26 protein-coding genes and 2 tRNA genes are annotated in these 22,457 nt (G+C 48.8%); 12 read left to right on the forward strand and 16 right to left on the reverse strand.

All coding sequences use genetic code 11. The annotated features are described in order from the left end of the window. The 8 genes from cgi121 to VN429_RS00390 form a co-directional block, all read right to left on the reverse strand. The coding region (gene cgi121, locus VN429_RS00355; protein ID WP_325628565.1) for a KEOPS complex subunit Cgi121 at positions 1–513 on the reverse strand (513 nt) is incomplete at its 3' end. Between the two features lie 22 nt (positions 514–535). Beyond that, positions 536–2,974 carry an ATP-dependent DNA helicase gene (locus VN429_RS00360; protein WP_325628567.1) on the reverse strand — a complete coding sequence of 813 codons (2,439 nt, stop codon included), beginning with the start codon at positions 2,972–2,974 and terminating at the stop codon, positions 536–538. A gap of 116 nt (positions 2,975–3,090) precedes the next feature. Continuing rightward, positions 3,091–3,630 carry a KH domain-containing protein gene (locus VN429_RS00365; protein WP_325628569.1) on the reverse strand — a complete coding sequence of 180 codons (540 nt, stop codon included), beginning with the start codon at positions 3,628–3,630 and terminating at the stop codon, positions 3,091–3,093. Position 3,631: 1 nt separating this feature from the next. After that, positions 3,632–4,522, reverse strand: a complete 891-nt coding sequence (locus VN429_RS00370) for a serine protein kinase RIO (RefSeq protein ID WP_325628571.1) — start codon at positions 4,520–4,522, stop codon at positions 3,632–3,634. Further along, the gene (locus tag VN429_RS00375; protein WP_325628573.1) at positions 4,461–5,405 is read right to left on the reverse strand and encodes a tyrosine--tRNA ligase; all 945 of its coding nucleotides are present in this window, start codon (positions 5,403–5,405) and stop codon (positions 4,461–4,463) included. The genes VN429_RS00370 and VN429_RS00375 overlap by 62 nt, the downstream gene beginning before the upstream one ends. A 45-nt stretch (positions 5,406–5,450) precedes the next feature. Then, on the reverse strand, positions 5,451–6,470 hold the full coding sequence (locus VN429_RS00380) for a type II glyceraldehyde-3-phosphate dehydrogenase (RefSeq protein ID WP_325628575.1): 1,020 nt from the start codon (positions 6,468–6,470) through the stop codon (positions 5,451–5,453). 69 nt (positions 6,471–6,539) lie between these two features. Next, positions 6,540–7,007: a GIY-YIG nuclease family protein gene (locus VN429_RS00385; RefSeq protein WP_325628577.1), complete on the reverse strand. Its 468-nt coding sequence runs from the start codon at positions 7,005–7,007 to the stop codon at positions 6,540–6,542. A gap of 3 nt (positions 7,008–7,010) precedes the next feature. Continuing rightward, positions 7,011–7,616 carry an MBL fold metallo-hydrolase gene (locus tag VN429_RS00390; protein ID WP_325628579.1) on the reverse strand — a complete coding sequence of 202 codons (606 nt, stop codon included), beginning with the start codon at positions 7,614–7,616 and terminating at the stop codon, positions 7,011–7,013. 36 nt (positions 7,617–7,652) lie between these two features. Between VN429_RS00390 and thiC the strand changes: the two genes are divergently transcribed. The 3 genes from thiC (at position 7,653) to VN429_RS00405 (ending at position 9,971) form a co-directional block, all read left to right on the forward strand. After that, positions 7,653–8,903: a phosphomethylpyrimidine synthase ThiC gene (gene thiC, locus VN429_RS00395; RefSeq protein ID WP_414675281.1), complete on the forward strand. Its 1,251-nt coding sequence runs from the start codon at positions 7,653–7,655 to the stop codon at positions 8,901–8,903. A 237-nt stretch (positions 8,904–9,140) separates the two neighbouring features. Then, a complete protein-coding gene (locus VN429_RS00400; RefSeq protein WP_325628583.1) occupies positions 9,141–9,431 on the forward strand; it encodes an RNA recognition motif domain-containing protein in 291 nt (96 codons plus the stop codon). A gap of 249 nt (positions 9,432–9,680) precedes the next feature. Then, positions 9,681–9,971: an RNA recognition motif domain-containing protein gene (locus VN429_RS00405; RefSeq protein ID WP_325628585.1), complete on the forward strand. Its 291-nt coding sequence runs from the start codon at positions 9,681–9,683 to the stop codon at positions 9,969–9,971. 288 nt (positions 9,972–10,259) lie between these two features. Here the strand turns inward: VN429_RS00405 and purE are convergent, their stop codons facing one another. Further along, on the reverse strand, positions 10,260–10,652 hold the full coding sequence (gene purE, locus VN429_RS00410) for a 5-(carboxyamino)imidazole ribonucleotide mutase (protein WP_325628587.1): 393 nt from the start codon (positions 10,650–10,652) through the stop codon (positions 10,260–10,262). Between the two features lie 51 nt (positions 10,653–10,703). Here purE and VN429_RS00415 point away from each other — a divergent pair, with 51 nt between their 5' ends. The 5 genes from VN429_RS00415 to VN429_RS00435 all read left to right on the forward strand — a co-directional run bounded on the left by VN429_RS00415 (position 10,704) and on the right by VN429_RS00435 (position 15,194). Beyond that, on the forward strand, positions 10,704–11,834 hold the full coding sequence (locus tag VN429_RS00415) for a pyridoxal-phosphate-dependent aminotransferase family protein (RefSeq protein ID WP_325628589.1): 1,131 nt from the start codon (positions 10,704–10,706) through the stop codon (positions 11,832–11,834). After that, positions 11,831–12,289, forward strand: coding sequence for a riboflavin synthase (gene ribC, locus VN429_RS00420; RefSeq protein WP_325628591.1), 459 nt, complete (start codon positions 11,831–11,833; stop codon positions 12,287–12,289). The genes VN429_RS00415 and ribC overlap by 4 nt, the downstream gene beginning before the upstream one ends. A 15-nt stretch (positions 12,290–12,304) precedes the next feature. Continuing rightward, on the forward strand, positions 12,305–12,712 hold the full coding sequence (gene ribH / locus VN429_RS00425; RefSeq protein ID WP_109968730.1) for a 6,7-dimethyl-8-ribityllumazine synthase: 408 nt from the start codon (positions 12,305–12,307) through the stop codon (positions 12,710–12,712). Beyond that, complete coding sequence (locus VN429_RS00430; RefSeq protein WP_325628596.1) at positions 12,709–13,842, forward strand: pyridoxal phosphate-dependent aminotransferase; 1,134 nt, start codon at positions 12,709–12,711, stop codon at positions 13,840–13,842. Before ribH ends, VN429_RS00430 begins: the two co-directional genes overlap by 4 nt. A 194-nt stretch (positions 13,843–14,036) precedes the next feature. Beyond that, complete coding sequence (locus tag VN429_RS00435; protein ID WP_325628598.1) at positions 14,037–15,194, forward strand: PEGA domain-containing protein; 1,158 nt, start codon at positions 14,037–14,039, stop codon at positions 15,192–15,194. Positions 15,195–15,211: 17 nt separating this feature from the next. On the opposite strand, the gene VN429_RS00440 is transcribed toward VN429_RS00435, so the two are convergent. The 5 genes from VN429_RS00440 to VN429_RS00460 all read right to left on the reverse strand — a co-directional run bounded on the left by VN429_RS00440 (position 15,212) and on the right by VN429_RS00460 (position 17,605). Further along, positions 15,212–15,283, reverse strand: a tRNA-Ala gene (locus VN429_RS00440). 16 nt (positions 15,284–15,299) lie between these two features. Next, positions 15,300–16,313 (reverse strand): transcription initiation factor IIB, encoded by a 1,014-nt coding sequence (locus tag VN429_RS00445; protein WP_109968726.1) that lies wholly within the window; start codon positions 16,311–16,313, stop codon positions 15,300–15,302. 15 nt (positions 16,314–16,328) lie between these two features. Next, positions 16,329–16,565 carry an H/ACA ribonucleoprotein complex subunit GAR1 gene (locus VN429_RS00450; RefSeq protein ID WP_109968725.1) on the reverse strand — a complete coding sequence of 79 codons (237 nt, stop codon included), beginning with the start codon at positions 16,563–16,565 and terminating at the stop codon, positions 16,329–16,331. Between the two features lie 104 nt (positions 16,566–16,669). Then, positions 16,670–17,311 (reverse strand): histidinol phosphate phosphatase domain-containing protein, encoded by a 642-nt coding sequence (locus tag VN429_RS00455; RefSeq protein ID WP_325628602.1) that lies wholly within the window; start codon positions 17,309–17,311, stop codon positions 16,670–16,672. Beyond that, positions 17,312–17,605 carry a signal recognition particle subunit SRP19/SEC65 family protein gene (locus VN429_RS00460; protein ID WP_325628604.1) on the reverse strand — a complete coding sequence of 98 codons (294 nt, stop codon included), beginning with the start codon at positions 17,603–17,605 and terminating at the stop codon, positions 17,312–17,314. A 55-nt stretch (positions 17,606–17,660) separates the two neighbouring features. Here VN429_RS00460 and hypB point away from each other — a divergent pair, with 55 nt between their 5' ends. From hypB to VN429_RS00475, 3 genes are all read left to right on the forward strand, one after another. Further along, positions 17,661–18,308 carry a hydrogenase nickel incorporation protein HypB gene (hypB, locus tag VN429_RS00465; RefSeq protein ID WP_325628606.1) on the forward strand — a complete coding sequence of 216 codons (648 nt, stop codon included), beginning with the start codon at positions 17,661–17,663 and terminating at the stop codon, positions 18,306–18,308. Between the two features lie 101 nt (positions 18,309–18,409). Next, a complete protein-coding gene (locus VN429_RS00470) occupies positions 18,410–18,787 on the forward strand; it encodes a 30S ribosomal protein S8e (RefSeq protein ID WP_109968721.1) in 378 nt (125 codons plus the stop codon). A gap of 244 nt (positions 18,788–19,031) precedes the next feature. Then, entirely contained in the window at positions 19,032–19,496 is a 465-nt protein-coding gene (locus tag VN429_RS00475; protein ID WP_325628609.1) for a DUF2240 family protein, read from the forward strand. 4 nt (positions 19,497–19,500) lie between these two features. On the opposite strand, the gene VN429_RS00480 is transcribed toward VN429_RS00475, so the two are convergent. Together VN429_RS00480 and infB are read right to left on the reverse strand one after the other, a co-directional pair. Beyond that, positions 19,501–19,908, reverse strand: coding sequence for a 30S ribosomal protein S6e (locus VN429_RS00480; RefSeq protein ID WP_109968719.1), 408 nt, complete (start codon positions 19,906–19,908; stop codon positions 19,501–19,503). 136 nt (positions 19,909–20,044) lie between these two features. Continuing rightward, positions 20,045–21,859 carry a translation initiation factor IF-2 gene (infB, locus tag VN429_RS00485; protein ID WP_325628612.1) on the reverse strand — a complete coding sequence of 605 codons (1,815 nt, stop codon included), beginning with the start codon at positions 21,857–21,859 and terminating at the stop codon, positions 20,045–20,047. Between the two features lie 239 nt (positions 21,860–22,098). On the opposite strand from infB, the gene VN429_RS00490 reads away from it, so the two are divergent. After that, a tRNA-His gene (locus tag VN429_RS00490) sits at positions 22,099–22,170 on the forward strand. The last annotated feature ends 287 nt before the right edge of the window (positions 22,171–22,457 follow it).

The following is a 22,457-nucleotide window of genomic DNA, read 5'->3' on the forward strand; positions in this document are numbered from 1 at the left end:
ATTCAGGAGTGCTACTCGTTCCAAAATGAGATCCGTTATTTTATCAATCCCGGAGAGTTGAAGTTCACTATCAGTTATAGCAAACAACCTCTGTAGGTGCTTGATTTTATCACTCGAAATTTCCTCCCACTTTTCATGATCTACAAACTCCATAAATTCATGAATTTCTTTTTCAGCCTCATCAGAGGGAGGAAGGATACACAGGTAACACTCATTAGTACCTGCTTTTATCCCAAATGCCTCTATAAGTCCTGTCTGCCTTGTTCCGGCAGTATAAAGTAAGGATTCAACCTCAAGACTTCGGGATATTGGAATGTCGGATTTGAATGAGCGGCCAGCAAAATGTAATGCAGTCTCAACATGTCGTCTCCCTGCTACAGAGTTACGATCGACACAAATTAAGGAACACTTCCTTTTTTTTCCTAGATCACGAAGTATTTGTAAAAATTCCTTATTCTCTGTTACATGAAACCGTACCTGGTGAACATCAGCCTGAACTGTTTCATCTATCATCTCTCAGCTCACCTACCCTTTCTCATAAAAAGTCACTAAATGACTGTTGCCCTACCCTTTTTATTTCGCTCTTTTCTTTTCTTTCTTGCATTTGTATGCTTTCATTTAATTCATCATTCTCTGAAGGAATCAGATATTGCTTTGATAGATACAGAAGTACTTTTTCTGCCCGCTTCGAACCGATGATTGTAGCAAGAATCTCATGATCAGCATTGAGGAGATCAGATACTGAGTTTATGCCATTTTCTCTCAGTTTTGCAACTAGTCTGGTTCCAATAGTTGGGAGGTCAGTTAAATCCTGTACTTCACCACTGGCAATTCCGGATGAAGAGGTTTCTTTCTTCCCGCTTATTTGTAAATCAGGTACTGAAGCACCTACAGATGTGAGAATCTGTCTTGCCAGATGCTGACCAAGTATCCGGGTTAGCACCGGAAGACCTGCCTCCCTGAGTCTGTCCCTGTTTGTGTACCCGGCGTTATAGAGTCTACGGGCTCTGACCCTTCCAATGTTGCGAAGTTGCACCAGAGGGAGCAGTTCTTCTTTCACTCCATATTGCACTCTGGTACCAATCTGGCTGATCTCTTTTTTGAAAGCAGGAATTTCCATCCCTACCAGCCTGTCTGCTGCGTGAAGCAGCCACTTGGCCGAATCAACTACATTGTAGATATCCCCGGCACCGATGCCGTACCGATCCTCCATCTTCTCTTCTGAAACTTCCTCTGCCCAGTCTGCCAGAACAAGCGCTGTTTTCAGGGCAGCAAGCCAGATCTCCTCCTTCTCTGAATCATACGGCAGCGGGACCATGAGGTCATCACCGTTTTTATAGAGAAATGACTTGAGTGAGGTGGTATCTGCTGACTTCAGATACAGCCGGGGCATATCAGGACTTGTACAGATCAGATGAAGAATTCCAATATCTGTAACCTGATCGGATTTTTGCAAGATGTCAAGAATATTTCTGGCACCATGAGGATCTAGGTACAGGACTGATATAAGGTATCCAAGTTTAGTTGCAGAGAGCTGCCCCTCCTCGTCTGTGATCATCGCTGCAGAGACGAGAAATCGTGTTGCCTCACCAACAATCCTTCCCATGGATCGTGAATGCGGATGCTGGAAGGCATAGAAGGTCCGTTCCATGAAATCGGTAAGTGCCGCAGTATCCCTTGCAAATCCGGTTGCTATCAGGGAGAGTATGTGTGCACAGAGTGCATTTTCGTCAGCACACTGGGAATTGATCTCCTCAGCACCGGCATCGATAAAAAACTCGATAAGTTTCTCCACCGTCTGCCGGTCCTTTGCGATCAGAACAGATTCCCCATATGGATCAAGGTGCGGTCGTCCGGCTCGTCCTGCCATCTGGTGGTACTCCATCACAGGGATTGGCACCATGCCCAGTCCAGATGTGAACCGCATGTAATCCCTGATAATCACCCTGCGGGCAGGCAGGTTAAGCCCGGCAGCAAGGGTCGGGGTTGCTGATATAATCTCCAGATATCCTTTCCTGAACCCCTCCTCGATAATGAGCCTCTCTTCCCGTTTGAGCCCGGCATGATGAAATGCAGCTCCTCGCTCTACACATTCTGCTAGAAGATTAGGCTGATCAGCATCCCTTAACTGCCTTATACGGATGGCAAGCTCCTTTGAGTCCGGAGTTCCTGCTTTTATTGCAGAAGCTGCACGCTTGGCAAAGGCTTCCGCATTTCTTCGTGAAGACACAAAGACCAGGCACTGGCCCCCCTCTTCGATAGTATCAAGGCAGAGATTCAGATCATCATGTTTGGTGACAGCCCTGACGGTACGCGGCTCTGTTTTACCACCAAACTGGATTGTTCCGTCAAAGTACACCCCCTGCCTGAGGTCAACCGGTCTCCAGGTACTTGATATCAGAGTTGCCTCAAGCCAGGATGCCAGTGCCTTCGGGTTTCCAATCGTTGCTGAGAGACCGATGATCTGCATCTGCGGATTTGCATACCGCATCTTGGTGATCACCATCTCAAGAGTTGCCCCCCGGTGTTCAGAGCCTATCAGGTGGACTTCATCAAGGACCATAAGTGTAACTCCACTAAGCCACCTGGTTCGGTTACGGAGGAGTGAGTCAACTTTCTCACTCGTTGCCACGATGATGTCATTGGAGCCGAGCTGGTTGTCTATTCTGTCAAAGTCACCAGTAGCAACCCCGACCCTTGATCCGTGAGCTTTAAATTCTTCGAACTTTTCTGATGCAAGTGCCCGGAGTGGCACAATATACAGACACTTTCCTCCCCTTGCGATCTGCGATGCCATGGCCATCTCAGCGAGCAGGGTCTTTCCACTGGCAGTTGGTATTGAAATCAGGAGATTTTTGCCGTCCAACAATCCGGCATCAACACAGGCTGCCTGAGGGGGATAGAGTTCCCGGATCCCCTTACTTAAACAACTCTCAATAAGGGTGTTTGGAAGGGGAAGGGTTGCGATTTCCATGATTCACCTGATTGTATCCAGGGCGATAAACAGAGAAAAAAAGGAAAAGAAAGGGTAACATGAACTCCCATCTCTGCAGGTCAGAAATTTTTTTTGTGGGATTTTGGGCATCAGGATCAGTAATAATAATTCAGCATGTCCTGCTTGAGTTCACGCTTTTTCCGATCAAGGAATGCATACACGCTTTCATGTGAGACACCGTTGATGAGCATCTCAATCGCTTCACGTGCAACCTTAACCCGTTCAATCATTCCGATAATAGCGACAGTCTTCCCGTACACCGAGATCTCAGTATTGGTCAGGTCCTCGATCTGGGATCTGGATTTACCATCCCGTCCGATGATCCTTCCCCTGATTCTTTCAAGTTTTGTCGGGGTATCTGCTATGTCAGAAAGCTCCATCAGTTCAAGATATAGATCCTCATCCTCAAAGAGTCTGAAAGCACGTTCTGGTGAGAAACCTCTTGCAATAGCCTTCACTACCTCAACAGCCCTGAGAAATCCGTCAGCCTCTTCTCCCTCGATTGAGACCAGACCTTCCTCGCTGTCTACAAGAATGGTTGTCTTGGTCTTTTCCTCGATCTCCCGCTTGGTTATCCCCTTCTTTCCGATGAGGACACCTATCCGTTCCTTGGTAATTCGTGTCTCCTGCTGCATATTACGCCTCTCTTAGTTCTGTTCCTGCATTTTCAGGCAAGTGTGGTATACCGGTGACCTGCCGCATCGCGTCAATAAGTACCATCGTTTCACAGAGGGGAGAGAAGAACCGGTTAAGTTGCTCCAGATCCCTCCTGAGAAAGATGATTGAATGTGGGTGATCAGGTGTGACTGCCTGCCCCATATCTATCAGCCACGCTTTCCCTCCACCATAGAGAATATTGTACTCAGAGAGATCCCCATGTACCAGTTTTGCTGTCTGCCAGAGGATTCGAAGGGATTCCATTAAACTCGCATACACCCCGGCCGGGTCTGGAATTTTTGCAACCCTGAGCTGGGGGTACGGAATCTCATCCTCACCGAGAAATTCCATAACCAGGATGTTCCTGTCAAATACAAGCGGTTTTGGAACCGCGAGCCCGGCTTCAAGAGCACGCTTCAGGTTTGAGAACTCCTTTCTTGTCCAAGCAAAAACGATGTCCCGACGGGTTTTGCCGATATTAATAAACCGGCGGTCTCCAGCGATATAGTCCTGCATCTTCTGGAAGTTGGCTGTCCTGGTCATGTAGATCTTGATGGCAACCTGTTCCTCTTTCCTGTCCGCAAGAAAGACATTAGCCTCTTTACCTGTTGAGATGGAACCTCCGATGGCTGATATCCAGCCTCTATTCACCATCTTGTACAGGGCGAGAAGCGTGATCTCGTCAAATACATCTTCCCGCACCTTGAGTTGATCGAGATCCTTGATTCTCATCCGGGAAGCATCGACACGTTTGTCATACTTATGAAGATCATATCGGTCGCGTTCGATGCTTATCCCCTCCTTATTTTTACCCTTCCAGATATTTTCGTACAGGTGCCAGAATCTCAATGAGTGCTTCAGTTGTTGCATTCTTGAGATCTGCCGGATGAATCTCACCAGCTGCGTATGCCTGTTCTGTCTCTTCGTATGAGGTTAACGTCCGGTCTCCTCCGAATTTTTCTGGTCGCTGGATAGTGAGAGATCCGGTTCTTGGGAAGATATGATGTTTCAGCACCTGCAGAACCGGGTTCTCCTCTATCTCAGGTGGGCAGAATGCCTTTTTCATCTTTTTTCTGATTGCATCTTCACTGTCTGCGACAGAGATGTAATTCCCCTGCGAAGAAGACATTTTCTTTCCGTCAAGCCCGTTCAGGATAGGGACATGGAGACAGACCGGTGATGGGTAGCCCTTGCCTGGAAGATACTCACGTGCGAGCATGTGGATCTTCCGCTGGTCGATCCCTCCTACTGCTGCGTCAACCCCAAGGATGGCAATATCTGCCATCTGCATGATCGGGTACACCATCTGCGAGACAGTGGGGTTGTCCATTTGTCTACCGACCTCGTCCATGCTCCTGGTTGCCCGGTTCAGGGTTATCTGCTGGGCAAGTTCATGGACAAGGAGCTGGTATTCACGACTCAGCTGGATATCTGATCCAAGCACGTAAGTGACATTTGTGAGTCCGAGTCCTTCAAAACATTTTTTATTATAGGCTGCGAGTCTGGCAACATCTTCCATGGTGCCTTTGCGGTTCAGGAAAGCGTGCAGATCTGCGAGAAGGACGATCACCTCAAAGCCGGCATCTCTGAGATCAATCAACTTATTGATCGTAACGAGATGGCCGAGGTGGATCTCACCGCTCGGTTCGTAACCGGCATAGACCTTCCTGCCTGACTTTGCAAGCAGTCCACGTAGTTCTTCCTCCGTGACGACCTCGACCGTGTTTCGCACCGCGAGAGAGTAGGGATCCATTCACACACGTAGGCGCTGAAAAGAGTTAATGATTGGGTGGCCCGGTCAGATAGCAACAAATCCAAGGGATTCGTTCGTCATCTTTATTGAGATCTCGGGATCCTTGACATCTCCGGCCATGGCTCTGATTGCATCCACGTTCTCAATGACCACATCGGCTTCCTGGTGGATCGCCTGGAAGAAATAGAGATCTTTTCCAATGACTGCAACTGAAGCCTCGAAGACACCATTCTCCCAGAGATCTGAACGTGGCCTTCCGAGATCCATAACATATTCTTTGAGTTCTGCCGTGCTCTTAATCCCTGTGGTTGCCTGAACAAGTCCGATTCGTGAATGTGCCTTCATGACATCAAGCACTTCGTCTCTGGTGCTCTCTCTCTTCAGCTCCATCTGGATTGCATGCATGTGCATCTGGGTGGTAGGTACAATCATGGCCATTGTTACGATGTCAATGTGAGGCAGGACAGTGTTCACATCAGGGCCGTGGTGACTTGGAATTGTCGGTGGATCAAGCACTACTGCATCAATTGGTCCTTTCTTGACAACATGAGGATCTGCCCCCCTGCGTACCATGACTGCCTTGACCTTGGCGACCCCGATCTTGTCGTCAAGTGCTTTGATAACCCGGCACAGGCCGGTGGTGTTACATGAAACGACCCTGACAAATTGCCTTCCGATGGCATCCTTGTAGTTTGTATGGGCATTGAAGGAGAAACCTGCAAGATTGTGGTCTTCTCCGCCCTGCCAGATCGCTTTTTTGCCGTATTTTTCGTAGAGAGCCTTGTTCGACTCTCCGACCCCTCCGGGAGTCCCGTCAACGATCACATCAGCCTTCTGGACCATCTCTTCAATCGATCCGGCAACCAGAATGCCCGCCTTCTCAAAGGAGGCTTTCTTGGTGATGTCAGCGATATAAACCGGATATCCTTTTTTGACTGCTACAAGGGCTTCAGCAGTTGGTCTTGTCTTGGAGACACCGATGATCTCCATATCCTTCTGCGCTGCCGCTGCATCAGCAACTCGCTTGCCTATGGTTCCGTACCCGTTGATTGCAACCTTGATCATAACAATTCATTCCTCACCGGACAATCCGGTGCAGATCCTCCCGTGTGAGGTATTCTGATTACACAAATATTATACATTGCCAAACTCTCTACCGGAGGAGTGCCTGGACAATCGTGGTTGTTTGATCATTGGATGCAGCCCTATGGCATCAAAAGCGCCAATGATACCTTTTTCCGGATTATCAGGAGAGAAGAACAGGTGCCCATTACAGCTACAATCAGAGGAGCCGAAACCCTGGATTGGGGGGAGAGCAATGGCCTGCGCAAGATGGCATTCAAGTCGCTCAGGGGTCGCAGCGCAGAACACCTGCACCAGTCTGAAGCCTGGATTCAGGAGCAGATAATCTATATGCCATCTGGGTTTTCTGTCCCTTGCGAGGGCCACCATCATATGTCTTGATACCCTTGCAAGCCCACCTGGTCCGAGTGCAGATCCGACGTATGAGTAAAACCCTGGTGAGAATGAAATTGTTCCAAGGGATCCAATTCTGACTGCACCTTCCCCATAAAGAAGGAGAACATAGATTCCTGGTTTCATTGGTTAGGCATATCCTGATTTCATGAGAGCCTGGGCAGCCTTGATGTGCCGTTCCCCATGCTCAAGAGCAGGAAGCCCGTGTCCTGGGTACAAACCTTTCACTTCAAGGTCTGCAAGCCGGTCAAGTGATGTACTAAGATTTTCACGGCTCCCACCTGGGAAATCGTATCTCCCGAATGCCCCGTCTGAAAAAACCGTATCACCGGAAATGAGATCCCTGGTTTCTTTGTCATAGAGGCAGATACTCCCCGGTGTATGACCAGGGGTGTGGATAACTTCTAGCCCTTCCAACTGGCTATCATCCTCAAGGATAATATCTGGAATTATCCCGGGAGAATGTGAGCCGAAGTGCATTGCAAGATTCAGATTGTCTTCTCTGAGTCCTTCTGCATCTGCTGCGTGAATGCAAACCTTTGCTCCTGTCATACTAACCAATGGTCCCAGATATGCGATGTGATCAAAGTGGCAGTGGGTGAGCACAATATATTTGATAGATTCCCGATGCGCCTCAACTGACATCGGGGTGACGCCGGCATCCACAAGAACGGTTTCCTGTGCGAGGTAGGCATTGGCATACATCCCTCTGCCCGGGATGAGCTTGATGGTCATGTGACTATGATATTCCCTCAAGGCAAAAAGTATGATATGGTGACTCCCCGGGAGTACAGGGTTGATCTCGATCTGCTAAACCAGGCTGCGAAGACTGAACAGATAGAACCTGATCAGCTGGAGCGACTGATCCGAACCGGAAGGGTGGTGATACCGGCAAACCCAAGAAGAGAGCATCCAGTCTGTGCAATAGGGGAGGGATGCAGGGTAAAGGTCAACGTGAACGTAGGAACCTCTCAGGATCTCTGCGATGTTGACATGGAAAAAGAGAAGACCGCTGCAGCAATCTCTGCCGGTGCAGACTGCCTGATGGATCTCTCTACCGGTGGCGACCTTCCAAAAATACGCAGTATGATTCTCTCCTTTCCGGTGACCATCGGGACTGTCCCTGTCTATGAGGCAGTCAGGCGTGCTGGAAATGTTGCTGACCTTGATGCTGATCTGCTCTTTAAAGTCATTCGCGAGCATTGTGAGCAGGGTGTTGATTTTCTCACACTCCATTGCGGAGTGAACCGGGAAGTAGTGCAAAGCCTCCGTCAGGATCCTAGAACAATGGGTGTCGTCTCCAGGGGTGGCTCGTTTCATGCAGCGATGATGATCTCCCGGGATGAGGAGAATCCTCTCTGGGCAGAGTATGATTATCTCCTTGAGATCCTGGCAGAATATGATGTGGTTGCAAGTCTGGGAGATGGGATGAGACCTGGCTGCCATGAGGATGCCATGCGGGAAGCCAAAACAGTTGAGTACCTGAACCTTGGAAGGCTTGCAAGGCGTGCCCATGAGCATGGTGTTCAGCGCATGATCGAAGGACCGGGACATATGCCTATCGACCAGATTGGATACAATGTGAAAATGATCAAAGAACTCACTGGCATGGCTCCCCTTTACCTGCTTGGACCACTGGTGACAGACATAGCAGCCGGATATGATCATATCACCGGAGCAATAGGTGGAGCAATCGCCTGCCAGAACGGGGCAAATTTCCTCTGCATGGTCTCGCCGAGTGAGCATCTTGCCCTTCCCAGAACCAGCGACATTATTGAAGGAACAAGGGCATCAGTATTAGCAGCCCATGTTGGCGATCTTGCCCAGGGAAATGCTGCTGCGTATAGCCGTGAGGTGCAAATGGGCAAGGCACGCCGAGACCTTGACTGGAAACAACAGTTCTCTCTATCTCTCTTTCCTGAGCGTGCAAAAGAGATTCATGATAGGGATGGTAATCGCGAGACCTGTTCCATGTGTGGAGATCTGTGTGCAGTGAAGATGGTCAGGGATATCTTAGGGTGAAACTGGGTCCATATTGGGGAGGTTTCTGTGTTCCTGCAGGGTGAGGAAGATTTTTTAACAGATGATACAAATATTTTCTTGCAGACGTACGGTAGTCCGGTTATATGGTCGCTCGAAGCATCATCTGCCACAGGCAGATCGTTTCTGAAAAAGCTATGTTCGTCAGTCCGTGGGCATCATCAAGATCCCTGATCTGTGGCCGCTATCTGCGTATGTAAATTAGTTACGTGATTTGCTATGGAAGGAAAGAGACTCTACGTCGGAAACCTGACGTACTCCGTAAATGAAGCCCAGCTCAGGGATTTATTCTCCAAGTATGGTGATGTGGTCAGCGCTAAGGTTATCGAGCAGAAAGGATTCGGTTTCGTTGAGATGGGAACTTCTGAGGAAGCCCAGGCAGCAATGGATGCACTGAACCAGACTGTTTTTGAAGGCCGTACCCTCCGTATTGACGAAGCACGCCCGATGCAGCCACGCCGCGAATTTGACCGCGGTGGATATGGTGGCGGCGCCGGACGCCGTTACTAATACAGTATACCCCTCTGGGGATCTTTTTTTAAGAAATTTGAATAACTTGATACACAGGTATAAGTACCTGTAATAGTAACACTATAACACAGACGCAGGAATATCCTGACAATAGTTTTCGTGAGCAATTTTCGTCGGTAAGACGGACAATCGTTTTCAGGCTGTTTTCGGAAATCCTCTGATTTATTCTGAATATTTTTTCAGGATGGCCAGCTCGCGGATGTAACATAAGGAATCTGTGATTTAGCAATGGAAGGAAAGAGACTCTACGTTGGTAACCTGACATACTCTGTAAATGAAGGTCAGCTTCGTGATTTATTCACCCAGTACGGTGAAGTAGCAAGTGTAAAAGTAATCGAACAGAAAGGATTCGCCTTTGTTGAGATGGGAACCTCTGAGGAAGCCCAGGCAGCAATGGATGCACTGAACCAGACTGTTTTCGAAGGCCGTACCCTCCGTATTGACGAAGCACGCCCAATGCAGCCCCGCAGCGACTTTGGCAGCGGTGGCAGCTACGGTGGCAACCGTCGCCGGTACTAAATATCTTAATACCACTTTTTTTATCTCGCTGTCTCGGTTGAGACGATATTCAGTATAATTGTATACTGTGGCCGGGATTGTTCACAAAACATTCGAGAAGGGTTGTTGAATTTGAAATCGATAAGCTACCGGCGTTCTTGGGTAGATGGCTAGTTGAAATCCAAATGAATCAACCGTACCTGGTAATGGGCTTTAAAAGGTGGATGTTATGAACAGGGAATTGGACCCTGTTCCTGTGTTATTACTGCCCTATTGAAAAACTACCTGCGATGCCATACCGTGATTGCGTTATTTACAGAGATTCAGAATTCTTATTGCGAGAAGTGCAGCGTTTTGTCCGTTATCAACTCCGACACAAGCCACAGGTACACCCTTGGGCATCTGTACAATCGAGAGAAGGGCATCGAGTCCACCCATAAGTTTCCCTGAAACTGGCACACCGATGACCGGTTTTTCTGTTTTAGATGCAACTACTCCGGGAAGGGCTGCCGAAAGTCCGGCGATACAGATATACACTTTTGCATCTGACCCTGCAACATACTCATCAAGCCTCTCCGGGTTTCGGTGGGCTGATATGACCTGGTAATCATATGAGATACCCTTTTCTTTCAGGACTGTCCAGGCTTTCTCTGCTACCTCTTCATCAGAGGCAGAACCGCAGATGATGCTCACATCAACCATAATCTTCCAAGATATAATCAGGCAGTAGTGGTATAAGTATAGCTGAATTGTATGGAAGATGAGACTCTCCTGATGCTTCCCGGTCCGGTTCCACTCCCCGAACGGGTGCGGTTCGCGATGGCCAGGCAGGCTATCAATCACCGCGGTGCTGAATTTGGTGGTGCCTATTCTGATATTGTCCGTGTTCTCAAAACATGTTTTGGAACAAATAACGATCTCGTGGTCATATCTGGATCTGGTACGGCAGGGATGGAGGCCGCAGTCTCCAACTTTGGAAAGGGCAGAAAAATGGCTCATCTCATCAACGGCAAGTTTGGTGAGCGCCTCTGGAAGATTGGTGAGCGTTATGGCGAGACAGTCCCAATAGAATCTGAGTGGGGAACTCCTCTCAATCTCGAGGCATTAAAGGAAACACTCGAGAATGGGTGCGAGGTTGTGACCATGGTTCATAACGAGACCTCCGCAGGCATCCTTAACCCGGGTGAAGAAGTCGGAAAGATCTGCCGCAAGCATGATGCCCTCTTTATCATGGACGGAGTCACCTCCATTGGCGGAGACACCGTAAAGGCTGATGAGTGGGGAGTCGATGTCGCAATTGTCGGCTCACAAAAGTGTCTTGCCGCTCCGGCAGGTCTTGCAGCGGTCTCGGTCTCTTCCCGTGCCTGGGAAAAGGCTGTGAAGAATCCGCCATATTATTTGGATCTTCCAGCATACCGGAAGAATGCAGCCAAGTCTCCGATGGAGACCCCATACACTCCTGCTGTTCCGATTTTCTTTGCCCTTCGCGAGGCATGCCTGCTTATTGAAGAGGAAGGAATCGAAAAGCGGATTGCCCGTCACCACCGTATGGCAAAGGCAGTCCGTGCAGCGGTTGCTGCCTGGGGAGTCGAGATGTTTCCAAAGACTGATGCGGTCCACCAGTACTCAAACACTGTTACAGCTGCAAGGATTCCAAAAGGTTCAAACGACAAGGACTTCAGAGGGCATGTCAAGAAGCTCGGTATCCAGATAGCGGGTGGTCAGGATCACCTCAAGGATGTAATCTTCAGGATTGGACACATGGGCTGCGTATCAGCACCTGAACTCCTTGCAACTCTTGCAGCCACCGAGTATGCAATCCAGAAGAGTGGGCATAAGGCGGAATCTTCGGGTGTTATGGCAGCGGCTGAGGTTCTGGGATGAGAATCGGTATCGCGGACACCACGTTTGCCAGGGTAAATATGGGCAAGTTCGCGATCGACGAACTCAAAAAACACGGTAGTGTCGTCATCGAACGATACACGGTACCGGGAGTCAAGGACCTCCCGGTAGCCTGCAAGAAACTCTTTGAAGAGTACAAGTGCGATATCTGCATGGCTCTCGGGATGCCGGGTGGCAAGGAAAAAGACCGGATGTGTGCACATGAGGCATCAACCGGGCTGATCCAGTGCCAGCTGATGACAAACAGGCATATCATTGAGGTCTTTGTCCACGAGGATGAAGCAACTGATGATTCTGAGCTTGCATGGCTTGCCGAGCAGCGTGCCCGTGAACACGCGGTAAATGTGATAAAACTCATGCGTCCGGGTACCCTCGAGCGGGAGGCAGGTTCAGGCCAGCGGCAGGGTTTCTCTGATGCAGGTGCTGCACGTCAGTAACCAGGAGATATAATAATGGCAATAAAACTGGGATTTGTGGTTGCGGAATTCAACCGTGATATCACCTACATGATGGAGATCGAGGCAGAGGAGCATGCAAAGTTTCTTGGAGCCGAGGTTGTAGAGCGTTTCTATGTTCCCGGGGCGTATGACATGCCTCTTGCGATCAAGAAGATGCTGAAACAGAAGAATGTCGATGCTGTTGTCACCATAGGATGTGTGATCGAAGGATCAACCGAGCATGATGAGATTGTAGTTCAACATGCAGCACGGAAGATCATCGATCTCTCTCTCGAGTTCGAAAAGCCGGTAACCCTCGGTATATCAGGTCCGGGCATGACCCGGCTTGAGGCAAATGATCGTGTCGATTATGGTAAGCGGGCTGTAGAATCAGCCATCAAACTCGTTCAACGATTGGCATGAGATCATTCTCGTCAAAACTTGCAGCCATTGCCCCGTCAGCGACGATCGAGATAACTGATAAGGCCCGCAGATTACAGGCATCAGGGGTCGATGTGATCAGCCTCTCTATTGGGGAGCCTGATTTCCCGACACCAGCCCACATCACCGCAGCCTGTATCGATGCACTTAACCGGGGAGAAACTCATTACGCCCCCGGAAAAGGGATCCCATCTCTTTTATCAGCAATTTCTGAAAAGATAGAGGCTGAAAACGGGTTTTCATGTACAAGTGATCAGGTTATTGTCACCTGTGGAGCAAAGGATGCCATCTATGAGGCATGCGAGGCGGTGCTTAACCCCGGCGATGAGGCTGTTATTCTGGATCCCTCATGGGTGAGTTACGAGCCATGTATCCAGATTGCCGGAGGAACACCGGTCCATCACCCTCTTCATAAGAAAACCTTTCAGGTTGAGGACTCCCTTCTTGAGAAGATAAACAACAAGACCAGGATGATCATCGTCAACAGTCCCTCAAACCCGTCCGGATCGGTCTTAAACCGGGAGTCTCTCAGGCTGGTCTCCGATATTTGCCAGGATCATGATCTTGTTGCCCTCTCTGATGAGATCTATGAGAAACTGGTATACGGGCAGATCCATTTCTCACTGGCGATGTTTCCAGGAATGGCAGATCGGACGATCACCATAAACGGGTTTTCAAAGGCATATGCGATGACTGGCTGGCGTCTTGGGTATGCGGTTGCTCCGAAGGAGATCCTTGGGTACATGAACAAGGTGCAGCAGCATACAATCAGCCATCCCACAACCTTTGCGATGTTCGGTGCTGTAGCTGCCCTCAAAGGACCACAGCAGTGTATCAGTGAGATGAGAAACGAGTTTGAACGTCGCCGTGAGTTTGTTCTTAACCGACTGATGGATATGGGAATTGGGTATGCCCCGGCAGAAGGTGCTTTTTATGCCTACCTCAAAGTCGATGGAGATGATGCAGCGATTGCAAACCGCTGGCTGGAAGAGGCCCATGTTGCAGTAACCCCGGGAGTGGCATTCAATACTCCCGGATGGATCAGGCTCAGTTATGCAGCCTCAATGGACACACTTGCAGAAGCAATGAACCGCATCGAAAAGGTTGTATAACTCCTGATTCTATCCTCTTTATTTCTCATCGGTCAGAATTCGAGTATCTATCATTCAAAAGTGCGTATTTTTTTGGACTCTTGTTAAGTTGAAGTGCAGATACCCTGCGTGCTATCCGTTTTCCCTGTGTTATATGGTTTTTTCAGCCAGGGATTACACGAAAATACTTATTCAATGCATGCTGATCCCATGATATGAAAAATCCCCGTTTGATGGTCCTCCTGTTCATTACCCTTCTGCTGCTCCTGCTCCCTGCCGGGGCTATGGGTTCTGTCAGAGTGGATGCTGATCTGCCGGGGGTGGCAATATTTGTGGATGGATCATATATCGGGACTACTCCTCAGAACCTCTCAGATGTACAGGCTGGTGAGCATCAGATCGCTGCAACAGTCACTGGTCACCAGGCTCAGAGCAGGAATCTCACCTTTCCGTTGAATGGATCAGACCAAATCATCTTCACCTTCGGTTCGTCTACTCAAAAGTATGTGCCCGGGATGATCAGGATCCGTGACTGCGTTGGAACGCCTGAAATGACTGGTTTGCTTGGATCTTCAATAACGGTGGCAACACTCCCTGATGGCAACCTTATGGCATATTATTCTGGAATAGGTGAAGGTGTCAGGTGTGCAGGATCAGCCGACGGGTCACAATGGCATGAATTCCCTGACGGATGCCTGCTCCCTTCTGATGAGAGTAATGCCTCATCTCCATTCTCAAGTCCATGGGTGTTTGCCACTTCTGATGGTGGATACCGGATGATCTACGGGATCAATGATGAGAATGGCCCTTCACTGTATAGTGCCCGGTCCAAAGACGGTTTTAGGTTCACTCCAGAAGGAAAGGTGAAACTCTCCCAGGTTCCTGATCAGGATATGAAAGGGCAGTACTCGATTCCTTCCGGGCTTCGGATGGTTGATGGGAAACTCAGGATGTACTATGCGGTATCTGAAGGAGCCATAAGAAGTGCTGTATCTGGTGACGATGGGAAGACCTGGATGAGCGATGAAGGGTATCGCCTGGAATCAGCAACAGATCCGACAGTGGCACTCCTTGAAAATGGAACGTACGGACTCTTCTATGTAGATCTCTCAGCAGGAGCCAAAGGACAGCGACTGATGCTGGCAACCTCATCTGACGGACTTATATTCTCTCACTCTATAAATGAACCAATCCTTGAGAGTGAGCAGAAAGGTGTATGGATCCTAGATCCTGAAATTCACAAGAGCAGTTCAGGAACATGGAATCTCTACTACAGCCTGATGGGAGTTCCTGGAGAAGCAGGTATCAAGGTTCCAGTCATCATGCGGTCTGTTATTGATCCTGACTGCCTGTTATCAAATAAAACCAGATAATCTGGTCACTGTTTTTATGGACCCGGCGGGATTTGAACCCGCGGCCTCTACGTTGCGAACGTAGCGATCTACCCCTGATCTACGAGCCCCAAGAAAAAGAGGATTTTAGAGGATGATCTCGATGTCTAACTTTTCTGCCAGTTCCTTATACCGGTTTCTGATCGTAACTTCTGTCACGCCTGCTACCTCAGCAACCTCACGCTGGGTCCGGCGTTCACCGCCAAGAATGGAAGATATGTATATTGCTGCGGCTGCGACACCGGTCGGTCCGCGCCCAGATGTGAGTTCACGCTCTCCGGCCTGTCTGAGAATTTCTACAGCCCTGCTCTGAACCTCTCCTTTCAACTGAAGACCTGAACAGAACCTTGGCACGTAGTCGATTGGTGAGGTTGGGAGGAGTTTAAGCCCGAGTTCACGGGAGATGAATCTGTATGTTCTTCCGATCTCTTTTCGGGATACACGTGACACCTCTGCAATCTCATCAAGGGTTCGCGGAACACTGCACTGCCTGCAAGCTGCGTAGAGGGCTGCTGCAGCGACCCCCTCAATACTTCTTCCCCTGATCAGGTTCTTGTCAACTGCATCACGATACACCACTGCAGCTGTCTCACGCACGTTTCGTGGAAGACCAAGAGCAGAGGCCATACGATCCAGTTCAGAGAGAGCAAATGCAAGGTTACGCTCTGTTGCGTTGCTAACCCTGATTCTCCGCTGCCACTTTCTGAGACGGTATAGTTGTGCACGGTTTTTAGATGAGATAGCACGACCGTAACTGTCACGGTTACGCCAGTCGATCATAGTCGAGAGACCCTTGTCGTGGATCGTGAAGGTCATCGGAGCACCGACACGGGACCTCTTCATACGCTGGTCATGATCGAATGCACGCCATTCAGGACCACGATCAATGAACTCAGCATCGAGGACGAGACCGCACTGTTGACACACAAGTTCTGCACGCTCGTAATCGTGAACCAGTTGCCTGCTTCCACACTCAGGGCATTGTGTCTCGGTCTGGTTCTCGACCCTCTTCTGCTTCTCGGCAACCTTTCCGACGAGACGGTTTTTCAGAGCTTCCCTCTCTTTCTGAAGCGTCCGGAGTTTTTCTATCTCTTCTGACATCTCTCTCTCCTGATTTTATTTTATAAACACTTTCTCACCGATCAGCTTCTCCCTATCCTGAATGGTACAGAGAACAGCTGCATACGGGGATGATATATTTCCGAATATCTCTACGAGTTTTCCAACCGGTTTCCACCGTTTGTCCAGTACATGACTGTACAGACGGGGAAGTTTGGCAGCATCACACTCGACGATGAGCATATGGCTCCCTGAACTACATTTTACCCGACCAATCGCGCGAACCACATGCATCACCTGAAAAAATTAATCCCCCCACCGGAGATTGACTAAGCAACGTATATATGTGCGGTTGGACCGTATTTATACTTTAGGTGAATGTTTAAGAAAGAGTGCTATCAGCGGTAAAACCGGTTTGTTTTTAAGGTCAGTATCTCTTCTACACGCCCTGATGGGACACCTGCTCCTCTGATTACAAGTTCCCTGGCATTATCATTCATGAGATCGCCGGGTGAATGAGCATCAGAGTCCACAACCAGATTGCATCCGGTCTCCCTGGCGACTAAGGCCACGTGTCCGTTGGTCCTATTGTGTCCTCCCCGTGCGGTTATCTCAAGGAAGATGTCCCGCTCTGAAGCTTCCTGAGCCTCCTCTCTCGTGATGAGCCCGGGATGAGCAAGGACGTCAACATACTCACAGGTACAGGCCTGCATATTTGTTCCGGATGCAACTGGTTCAACCACGGTTTCACCGTGCACAACAACGATATCAGCCCCTTCATCTTTTGCCAGCTTTGCAAGGCGGTGAATCTCGGTCGGAGGAACATGGGTTATCTCCACACCAGTCAGAAGTTTGATCCCATACTCCTCGGCAGAGTTTCTAACCCTTTCGATGGCAGCAATAATATGGCTGATATTGCTCATATCGGCATGATCGGTAATACCGATAGTGTCGTAGCCTAGGACTGCCATTCTCCTGATGAGTTCGCAGGGAAGGAGTTCACCATCTGAGAGAATTGTATGGGTATGCAGATCGTACATCTATCTTCTGGGTGGAGTTTTCGGTGATATTTTTTTGAGTTCTGATGCTACTTTGAAGAGTAGTTCTGTCTTGGGGCCTTCACACTCAACTATGACCCTTCCTTCATGTTTCCACCACCAGGATGGATGAGATTTCTTCTCTCTGCGGTACTTCACCCCGCATGACGCCACTGCTCTTTCAATATCCGGGGTTGCAGGTGCAAATACCGCCTGCTCCTTGGGAACCCTGCGCCCCTCTTTGCGCATGAGTTTTGCGTCAAAATAGCAGGGATAAAGTATTAGTCCCTTCTCCATTCTTAACGATCTTTGAACTGAACCTATAAACAACCAGCGGGCAAGACCTAACTGTATGCATCATATCGACGTCTCGATTGAGAAGGATATCTTCTCATCCAACCGGCGGATTGCAGATGAGAATGCCACTCATCTGAAAAAGCACAAGGTCAGGGCGTTTGATCTACTTGGCGGGATTGGATCAGGAAAGACTGCTCTTATTGAGCAGCTGGTCCCCCGTCTTGCAAATAAGAACCTGAAAGCGTCCGCAATAGCCGGAGACGTATACGGAGATGATGATTTCCGCAGGATCACTTCTCTCGGGATCCCTGCTGAGAATGTAAATACCGGGAAAGAATGCCATCTTGATGCCCATATGGTGGAACATGCCCTGCACCATCTGCCTCTTGATGCGGTTGATATTCTCTTTGTGGAGAATGTTGGGAACATGGTCTGTCCCACAGACTTTGAACTCGGTGCTGAAAAACGGATAGTTGTCGTTTCATCAACCGAAGGTGACGATGTGGTTAACAAGCATCCAATGATGTTTCGTGGCTGCACGATAGGGGTTTTGAACAAGGTGGATCTCGCTGAGGCAGTAGGTGCTGATCTTGAACGGATGGAACGCGACATGCACCGGTATAATCCGTCAATGAAGGTTTTCAGAACCAATATGAAGACTGGTGATGGAGTAGATGCCCTCCTTGATGAAATCCTCTCATAAAAGGGACTATATACCTGCGCGGGTGATAGATATAGGACTCTGTGGCGTAAGAAGGACTCCCACAACCAAAACAGCGTCACCAATATCAGAGGGAAGATAACATGCAATGGCAAGGAAGATCGGTTCGTAAATCTACTGGTGGAAGATATCATCCGGCGTGCGGAAAGAGACGCAGGGAGATCGGGTCAGCACCGACAGAAACTCACGTCGGTGCAGAGAAGCGCAAGGTAAGCCGGACTTTTGGAGGAAACCAGAAGATCCGTGCACTTCGTGCAGAGTTTGCTGCAGTCAGCAACCCGAAGACTGGAGAGACCAAGAAAGTCAAGATCGATAATGTTGAGAAGAACACTGCCAACCCGAACTATGTACGACGGAACCTCCTGACTAAGGGTGCAATCATCAGTACCAGTGCAGGAAAGGCACGTATCGTCAGCCGTCCGGGACAGCACGGCGTAATCAACGCTGTTCTGATCGAATAATCTTTTTTTGAGTTGTCAGTTTAGGTCCTGATTTTTCTAATCAGGGATTCTGAAAGAGCGACTATTAAGGTGCAAAGCACTATGGTTTGCAATAATCGAAGTGAAACGAAGATTGTGTTTCAAGACTTGCCACGCATAATGCCTCATAGTGGCCAATCTCAATTTTTTAGATGGTTTTCCATTATGCTATTAAGGCTACAAGAGAACCTGTGCAGTAATATCAGGGGATAATTCAGGGATCCAGATGACGCTTAAAACAACGCTTGCCGCGCCATTCTATCACAGCCGTGCAGAAAAACTTGGCAGAAGTGAATTGATCTACTATTACTCCTTTGATCGAAGATGGATGGACCGGGATCAGGTTGATCTGTTACTCAGAAGAGGGCTCGATCAGGGACTTATCAGAACAGACGGTGAATTTTTTTATCTTCTCTTCGATCCTGCTGAGGTACAGATCCCTATTGGATACAAACCATCATCTGCGATTTTTGAGGTGGCAGATCCTATTTCCCAGCTGATGGATCGGATTGTATCCAGCAGTGGGATGAGCCAGGAAGAGGTTGCGAGCCGTATGAACGAGCTGATCAGGGATCGGTTTGACGGAAAGCTGAGGCCCGGAGCTGCTCTGGTAATTCTTGCAAAAGAGTTTGAGACACCGTATGCTGATCTTGTCCCTGTGTTACGATCAGATCTGATGAAAAAAGAATAAAGTATTAGTTCCCACCCTCAGCAGGTGCCTCTGCCGGGGCGAAGTAAGATGCAAGTGGCTTGGAACCTTCTTTTGCTACAACCGCGTTTATCTGAACAAAGTCGGCGGTGATCTCTGATCCACGGACCATCTTCCTGCGCCGTTCTCCCTCAAGTTTTGGGTGGAATCCGACACCGCCACTTACCAGGACACGGCGTCTTCCAGCGATTGGGAGGCTCTTTCTGGCAGGTGTCCCGTTGCGGTCTGATGCACCGGTGACACGGATCTTGTATCCTTCAAATCCAAGTGCTGTTCCATCGATCTCTTCACCGATACGCTTTCCCATGAAGGACCCGGCCGCACCACCGGTTGCATCGATGTTGTATGCTTTACCCGTTGCCGGGTCAGAGAGTACTACTTTAAAGTCAACCATATTATCAGTATTTTTTGTTTAGTCAGCAGCTGTCAGAGTCTCTGAAAAGAGACTATATCATTGGCACGTGTAAATTTCCCATCACTCAGCTGAGCCGAGCAGTCTCCGTATATATCTGCAGACGATCTTTATAAGTCTACTTTCCCCAGAACGGATTTTCTTTCCGGTAAAGCCTGGTGAATTCATCCAGAACTTCTCTGGCATCGATCGTAAGATGCGACATCATTTCGGCTTCAAGCACTTTTACATGCCGTTCAGGAATATTGATGAGTAGTTCATCGTTCACATCAAACTGTCTGCCCACAGTTGCTCCATCTATCGAGATTGCAACCTCATCCCCTGCCTTTGCCTCCTGGATATTTTCTTTGCGGAGCTGGATAGTTTTAAGCTGGCCAACCTTTTTTCCATCCTTGCGGATAAGATTGACACCATTTCTGAGTTTGCCTGAAAGGATTCTGACTCCAACGACTGCCGGATTGTTCTGTCTGAACACGCAATCAGGAAGTACAACCATCTTTGCCGGAAAGATGATCTGCTCAAAACGTTTCTGATCCAGATGACGCTTCATATCGTCACGCCACTCAAGGAATGACTCAAGCACATGGTAGATGACATTTCCTTTGAACAACTCGACCATCTCTGCATAGATAGGTTCGTTCAGAAGGTCCTGGGCATCGGGAAGGACTTGGGTGTTGAATGCGATGATTGAACGGTAATATGGTGTTTTTATCGTTTCGGCCTCGATAACGTCATGTCTTGTGACCGGTCCGACCTCTGCCCTCATCACCGGGATCTTCGCTGTAGTAAGCTCTTTACAGATTGCTTCGAGTGCACCGATGGTGTCTGCCTTGATAATAAGACCTTCAGGAGAGAGTGTTACATTGATCTCTGTCATCTCTCTCTCGATACTCTCTCTTACCTCGTTCTCATTGCCATCAATAACCTTTACTGGAGATCCGGCGATGACCTGATCAAGGCCTGGTGCGCTGACTTTGACACCGGCTGCTGCAACGACTGACTTGGCACGGGAAAAACGATCTTCGATAAGGATCTCTTTGAGCGGTCGTGGCTGAAGGAGGGACCTGACTTTGGTAGTGATCACCCCGGTGCTTGACGCGACTGCTATCTCATCACCCACAGATATGGTTCCGTCAAAGAGGATCACATCTATCGTTGCCCCGAGTCCTTTCTCCTCTTTTACTTCAAGCACCGTACCTGATCCCGGCCCATCCACGGCCAGGGTGAGTGAGTCCTCCATGTATCGCTGTGCAAGTCCGATAAGCACCATCAACAGATCTGCAATTCCTTCGCCGGTATGCGCGCTAACCGGGACTATCGCAAGAGTCCGTGCGAAATCGTCTACCCGGTCAAATCGTTCTGATGAGAACCCATGCTCTGCCAGGGAACCTACAATCTCATAGGTCTTCTTCTCTACAAGATCGATAACTCTCTGGTTTTGTTTGGCGAAACTAGAGAGAAATGTCTCGCTTGGAAATGAACGCCATCCTGATATCCGATCAACCTTTGTGGCGGCCATCACAAACGGTGTTTTGCATCCTCTGAGGATCTGGAGGGCTTCAATTGTCTGTGGCTTGAATCCATCAGTGATATCAACCACGACAATTGCCAGATCTGCAAGAGCTCCTCCCCGTGCCCTAAGTGTGGTAAATGAGTGATGTCCTGGTGTGTCAATGAAGAGAAGACCCGGGATGTTGAATTTCAGGTTCTTATTGACTCCCCCCATAGCCAGAATTGTCTCGATCGGAACAACGGTTGCCCCGATATGCTGGGTAATTGCGCCAGCTTCGCCTGATACAACTGATGAACCCCGGATCCTGTCAAGGAGTGAGGTCTTCCCATGGTCTACGTGCCCAAGCACACAGACAATTGGGGTACGAATCTTTGGATTATCACTACTACTCTGACTCTTTTTATCAGACTTCTTTGCCATCGCTGCACCCCCATTCGAGGGCCCCCATCCTCTGGTACCAGAAAATTCCCAGAAGTAATATTATTCAGGTATGGTAATAGGGGGCTGAATGACTATACATGAGAGGTGCTCTCTAATAATGATTCACAAGGAAAGAGAAGAGAGAGGAAGGATCCATATTCTTAAGCACGGGGTATGGCCATCCTTACAGTGATAGATAGATTCAAGTGAATAAACTGATAACATAAATGGTGCATTCTGCCTGGGTGGGGTAATGGTTATCCTAAGGGATTGTGGTTCCCTCGATCTGGGTTCGATTCCCGGTCCAGGCCTAGGGTCTGAAGTTTAATTCCCAACCGACTTTTTTGAAACCTTGCTCATACGAAGCAGTATTGACCCGCATTAATTGTTTATGAATAGTCCAAGGTCAGTAGATCAAGCAATGGGATGAATGTAAAGAACCGGTATTCAATCCTAGATGAGATATCCCTGTGGGTGTCGATGTTTCTATGCATAGACCGTAAAAAATCGATTTTTTATACACTATCCATTTATCTCATGCAAATACGGAGATTGATCATTTCCCTCCCACCAATTGTTAAAAAATTAAGTATACATG

The organism is Methanospirillum sp., assembly GCF_035560735.1.
GTDB lineage: Archaea > Halobacteriota > Methanomicrobia > Methanomicrobiales > Methanospirillaceae > Methanospirillum.

Bases quoted from the DNA above. Each gene is read 5' to 3' on its own strand.
- VN429_RS00405 (WP_325628585.1), top strand. From the start codon at position 9,681: ATGGAAGGAAAGAGACTCTACGTTGGTAACCTGACATACTCTGTAAAT.
- VN429_RS00385 (WP_325628577.1), bottom strand. From the start codon at position 7,007: ATGAAACCAGGAATCTATGTTCTCCTTCTTTATGGGGAAGGTGCAGTC.
- VN429_RS00360 (WP_325628567.1), bottom strand. From the start codon at position 2,974: ATGGAAATCGCAACCCTTCCCCTTCCAAACACCCTTATTGAGAGTTGT.
- VN429_RS00380 (WP_325628575.1), bottom strand. From the start codon at position 6,470: ATGATCAAGGTTGCAATCAACGGGTACGGAACCATAGGCAAGCGAGTT.
- VN429_RS00370 (WP_325628571.1), bottom strand. From the start codon at position 4,522: ATGCAACAACTGAAGCACTCATTGAGATTCTGGCACCTGTACGAAAAT.
- VN429_RS00450 (WP_109968725.1), bottom strand. From the start codon at position 16,565: ATGCATGTGGTTCGCGCGATTGGTCGGGTAAAATGTAGTTCAGGGAGC.
- ribH (WP_109968730.1), top strand. From the start codon at position 12,305: ATGGCAATAAAACTGGGATTTGTGGTTGCGGAATTCAACCGTGATATC.
- hypB (WP_325628606.1), top strand. From the start codon at position 17,661: ATGCATCATATCGACGTCTCGATTGAGAAGGATATCTTCTCATCCAAC.
- purE (WP_325628587.1), bottom strand. From the start codon at position 10,652: ATGGTTGATGTGAGCATCATCTGCGGTTCTGCCTCTGATGAAGAGGTA.
- VN429_RS00390 (WP_325628579.1), bottom strand. From the start codon at position 7,616: ATGACCATCAAGCTCATCCCGGGCAGAGGGATGTATGCCAATGCCTAC.
- infB (WP_325628612.1), bottom strand. From the start codon at position 21,859: ATGGCAAAGAAGTCTGATAAAAAGAGTCAGAGTAGTAGTGATAATCCA.
- VN429_RS00445 (WP_109968726.1), bottom strand. From the start codon at position 16,313: ATGTCAGAAGAGATAGAAAAACTCCGGACGCTTCAGAAAGAGAGGGAA.
- ribC (WP_325628591.1), top strand. From the start codon at position 11,831: ATGAGAATCGGTATCGCGGACACCACGTTTGCCAGGGTAAATATGGGC.
- VN429_RS00470 (WP_109968721.1), top strand. From the start codon at position 18,410: ATGCAATGGCAAGGAAGATCGGTTCGTAAATCTACTGGTGGAAGATAT.
- VN429_RS00435 (WP_325628598.1), top strand. From the start codon at position 14,037: ATGAAAAATCCCCGTTTGATGGTCCTCCTGTTCATTACCCTTCTGCTG.
- VN429_RS00365 (WP_325628569.1), bottom strand. From the start codon at position 3,630: ATGCAGCAGGAGACACGAATTACCAAGGAACGGATAGGTGTCCTCATC.
- VN429_RS00400 (WP_325628583.1), top strand. From the start codon at position 9,141: ATGGAAGGAAAGAGACTCTACGTCGGAAACCTGACGTACTCCGTAAAT.
- VN429_RS00430 (WP_325628596.1), top strand. From the start codon at position 12,709: ATGAGATCATTCTCGTCAAAACTTGCAGCCATTGCCCCGTCAGCGACG.
- VN429_RS00480 (WP_109968719.1), bottom strand. From the start codon at position 19,908: ATGGTTGACTTTAAAGTAGTACTCTCTGACCCGGCAACGGGTAAAGCA.
- VN429_RS00460 (WP_325628604.1), bottom strand. From the start codon at position 17,605: ATGGAGAAGGGACTAATACTTTATCCCTGCTATTTTGACGCAAAACTC.
- VN429_RS00415 (WP_325628589.1), top strand. From the start codon at position 10,704: ATGGAAGATGAGACTCTCCTGATGCTTCCCGGTCCGGTTCCACTCCCC.
- thiC (WP_414675281.1), top strand. From the start codon at position 7,653: ATGGTGACTCCCCGGGAGTACAGGGTTGATCTCGATCTGCTAAACCAG.
- VN429_RS00455 (WP_325628602.1), bottom strand. From the start codon at position 17,311: ATGTACGATCTGCATACCCATACAATTCTCTCAGATGGTGAACTCCTT.
- VN429_RS00475 (WP_325628609.1), top strand. From the start codon at position 19,032: ATGACGCTTAAAACAACGCTTGCCGCGCCATTCTATCACAGCCGTGCA.
- VN429_RS00375 (WP_325628573.1), bottom strand. From the start codon at position 5,405: ATGGATCCCTACTCTCTCGCGGTGCGAAACACGGTCGAGGTCGTCACG.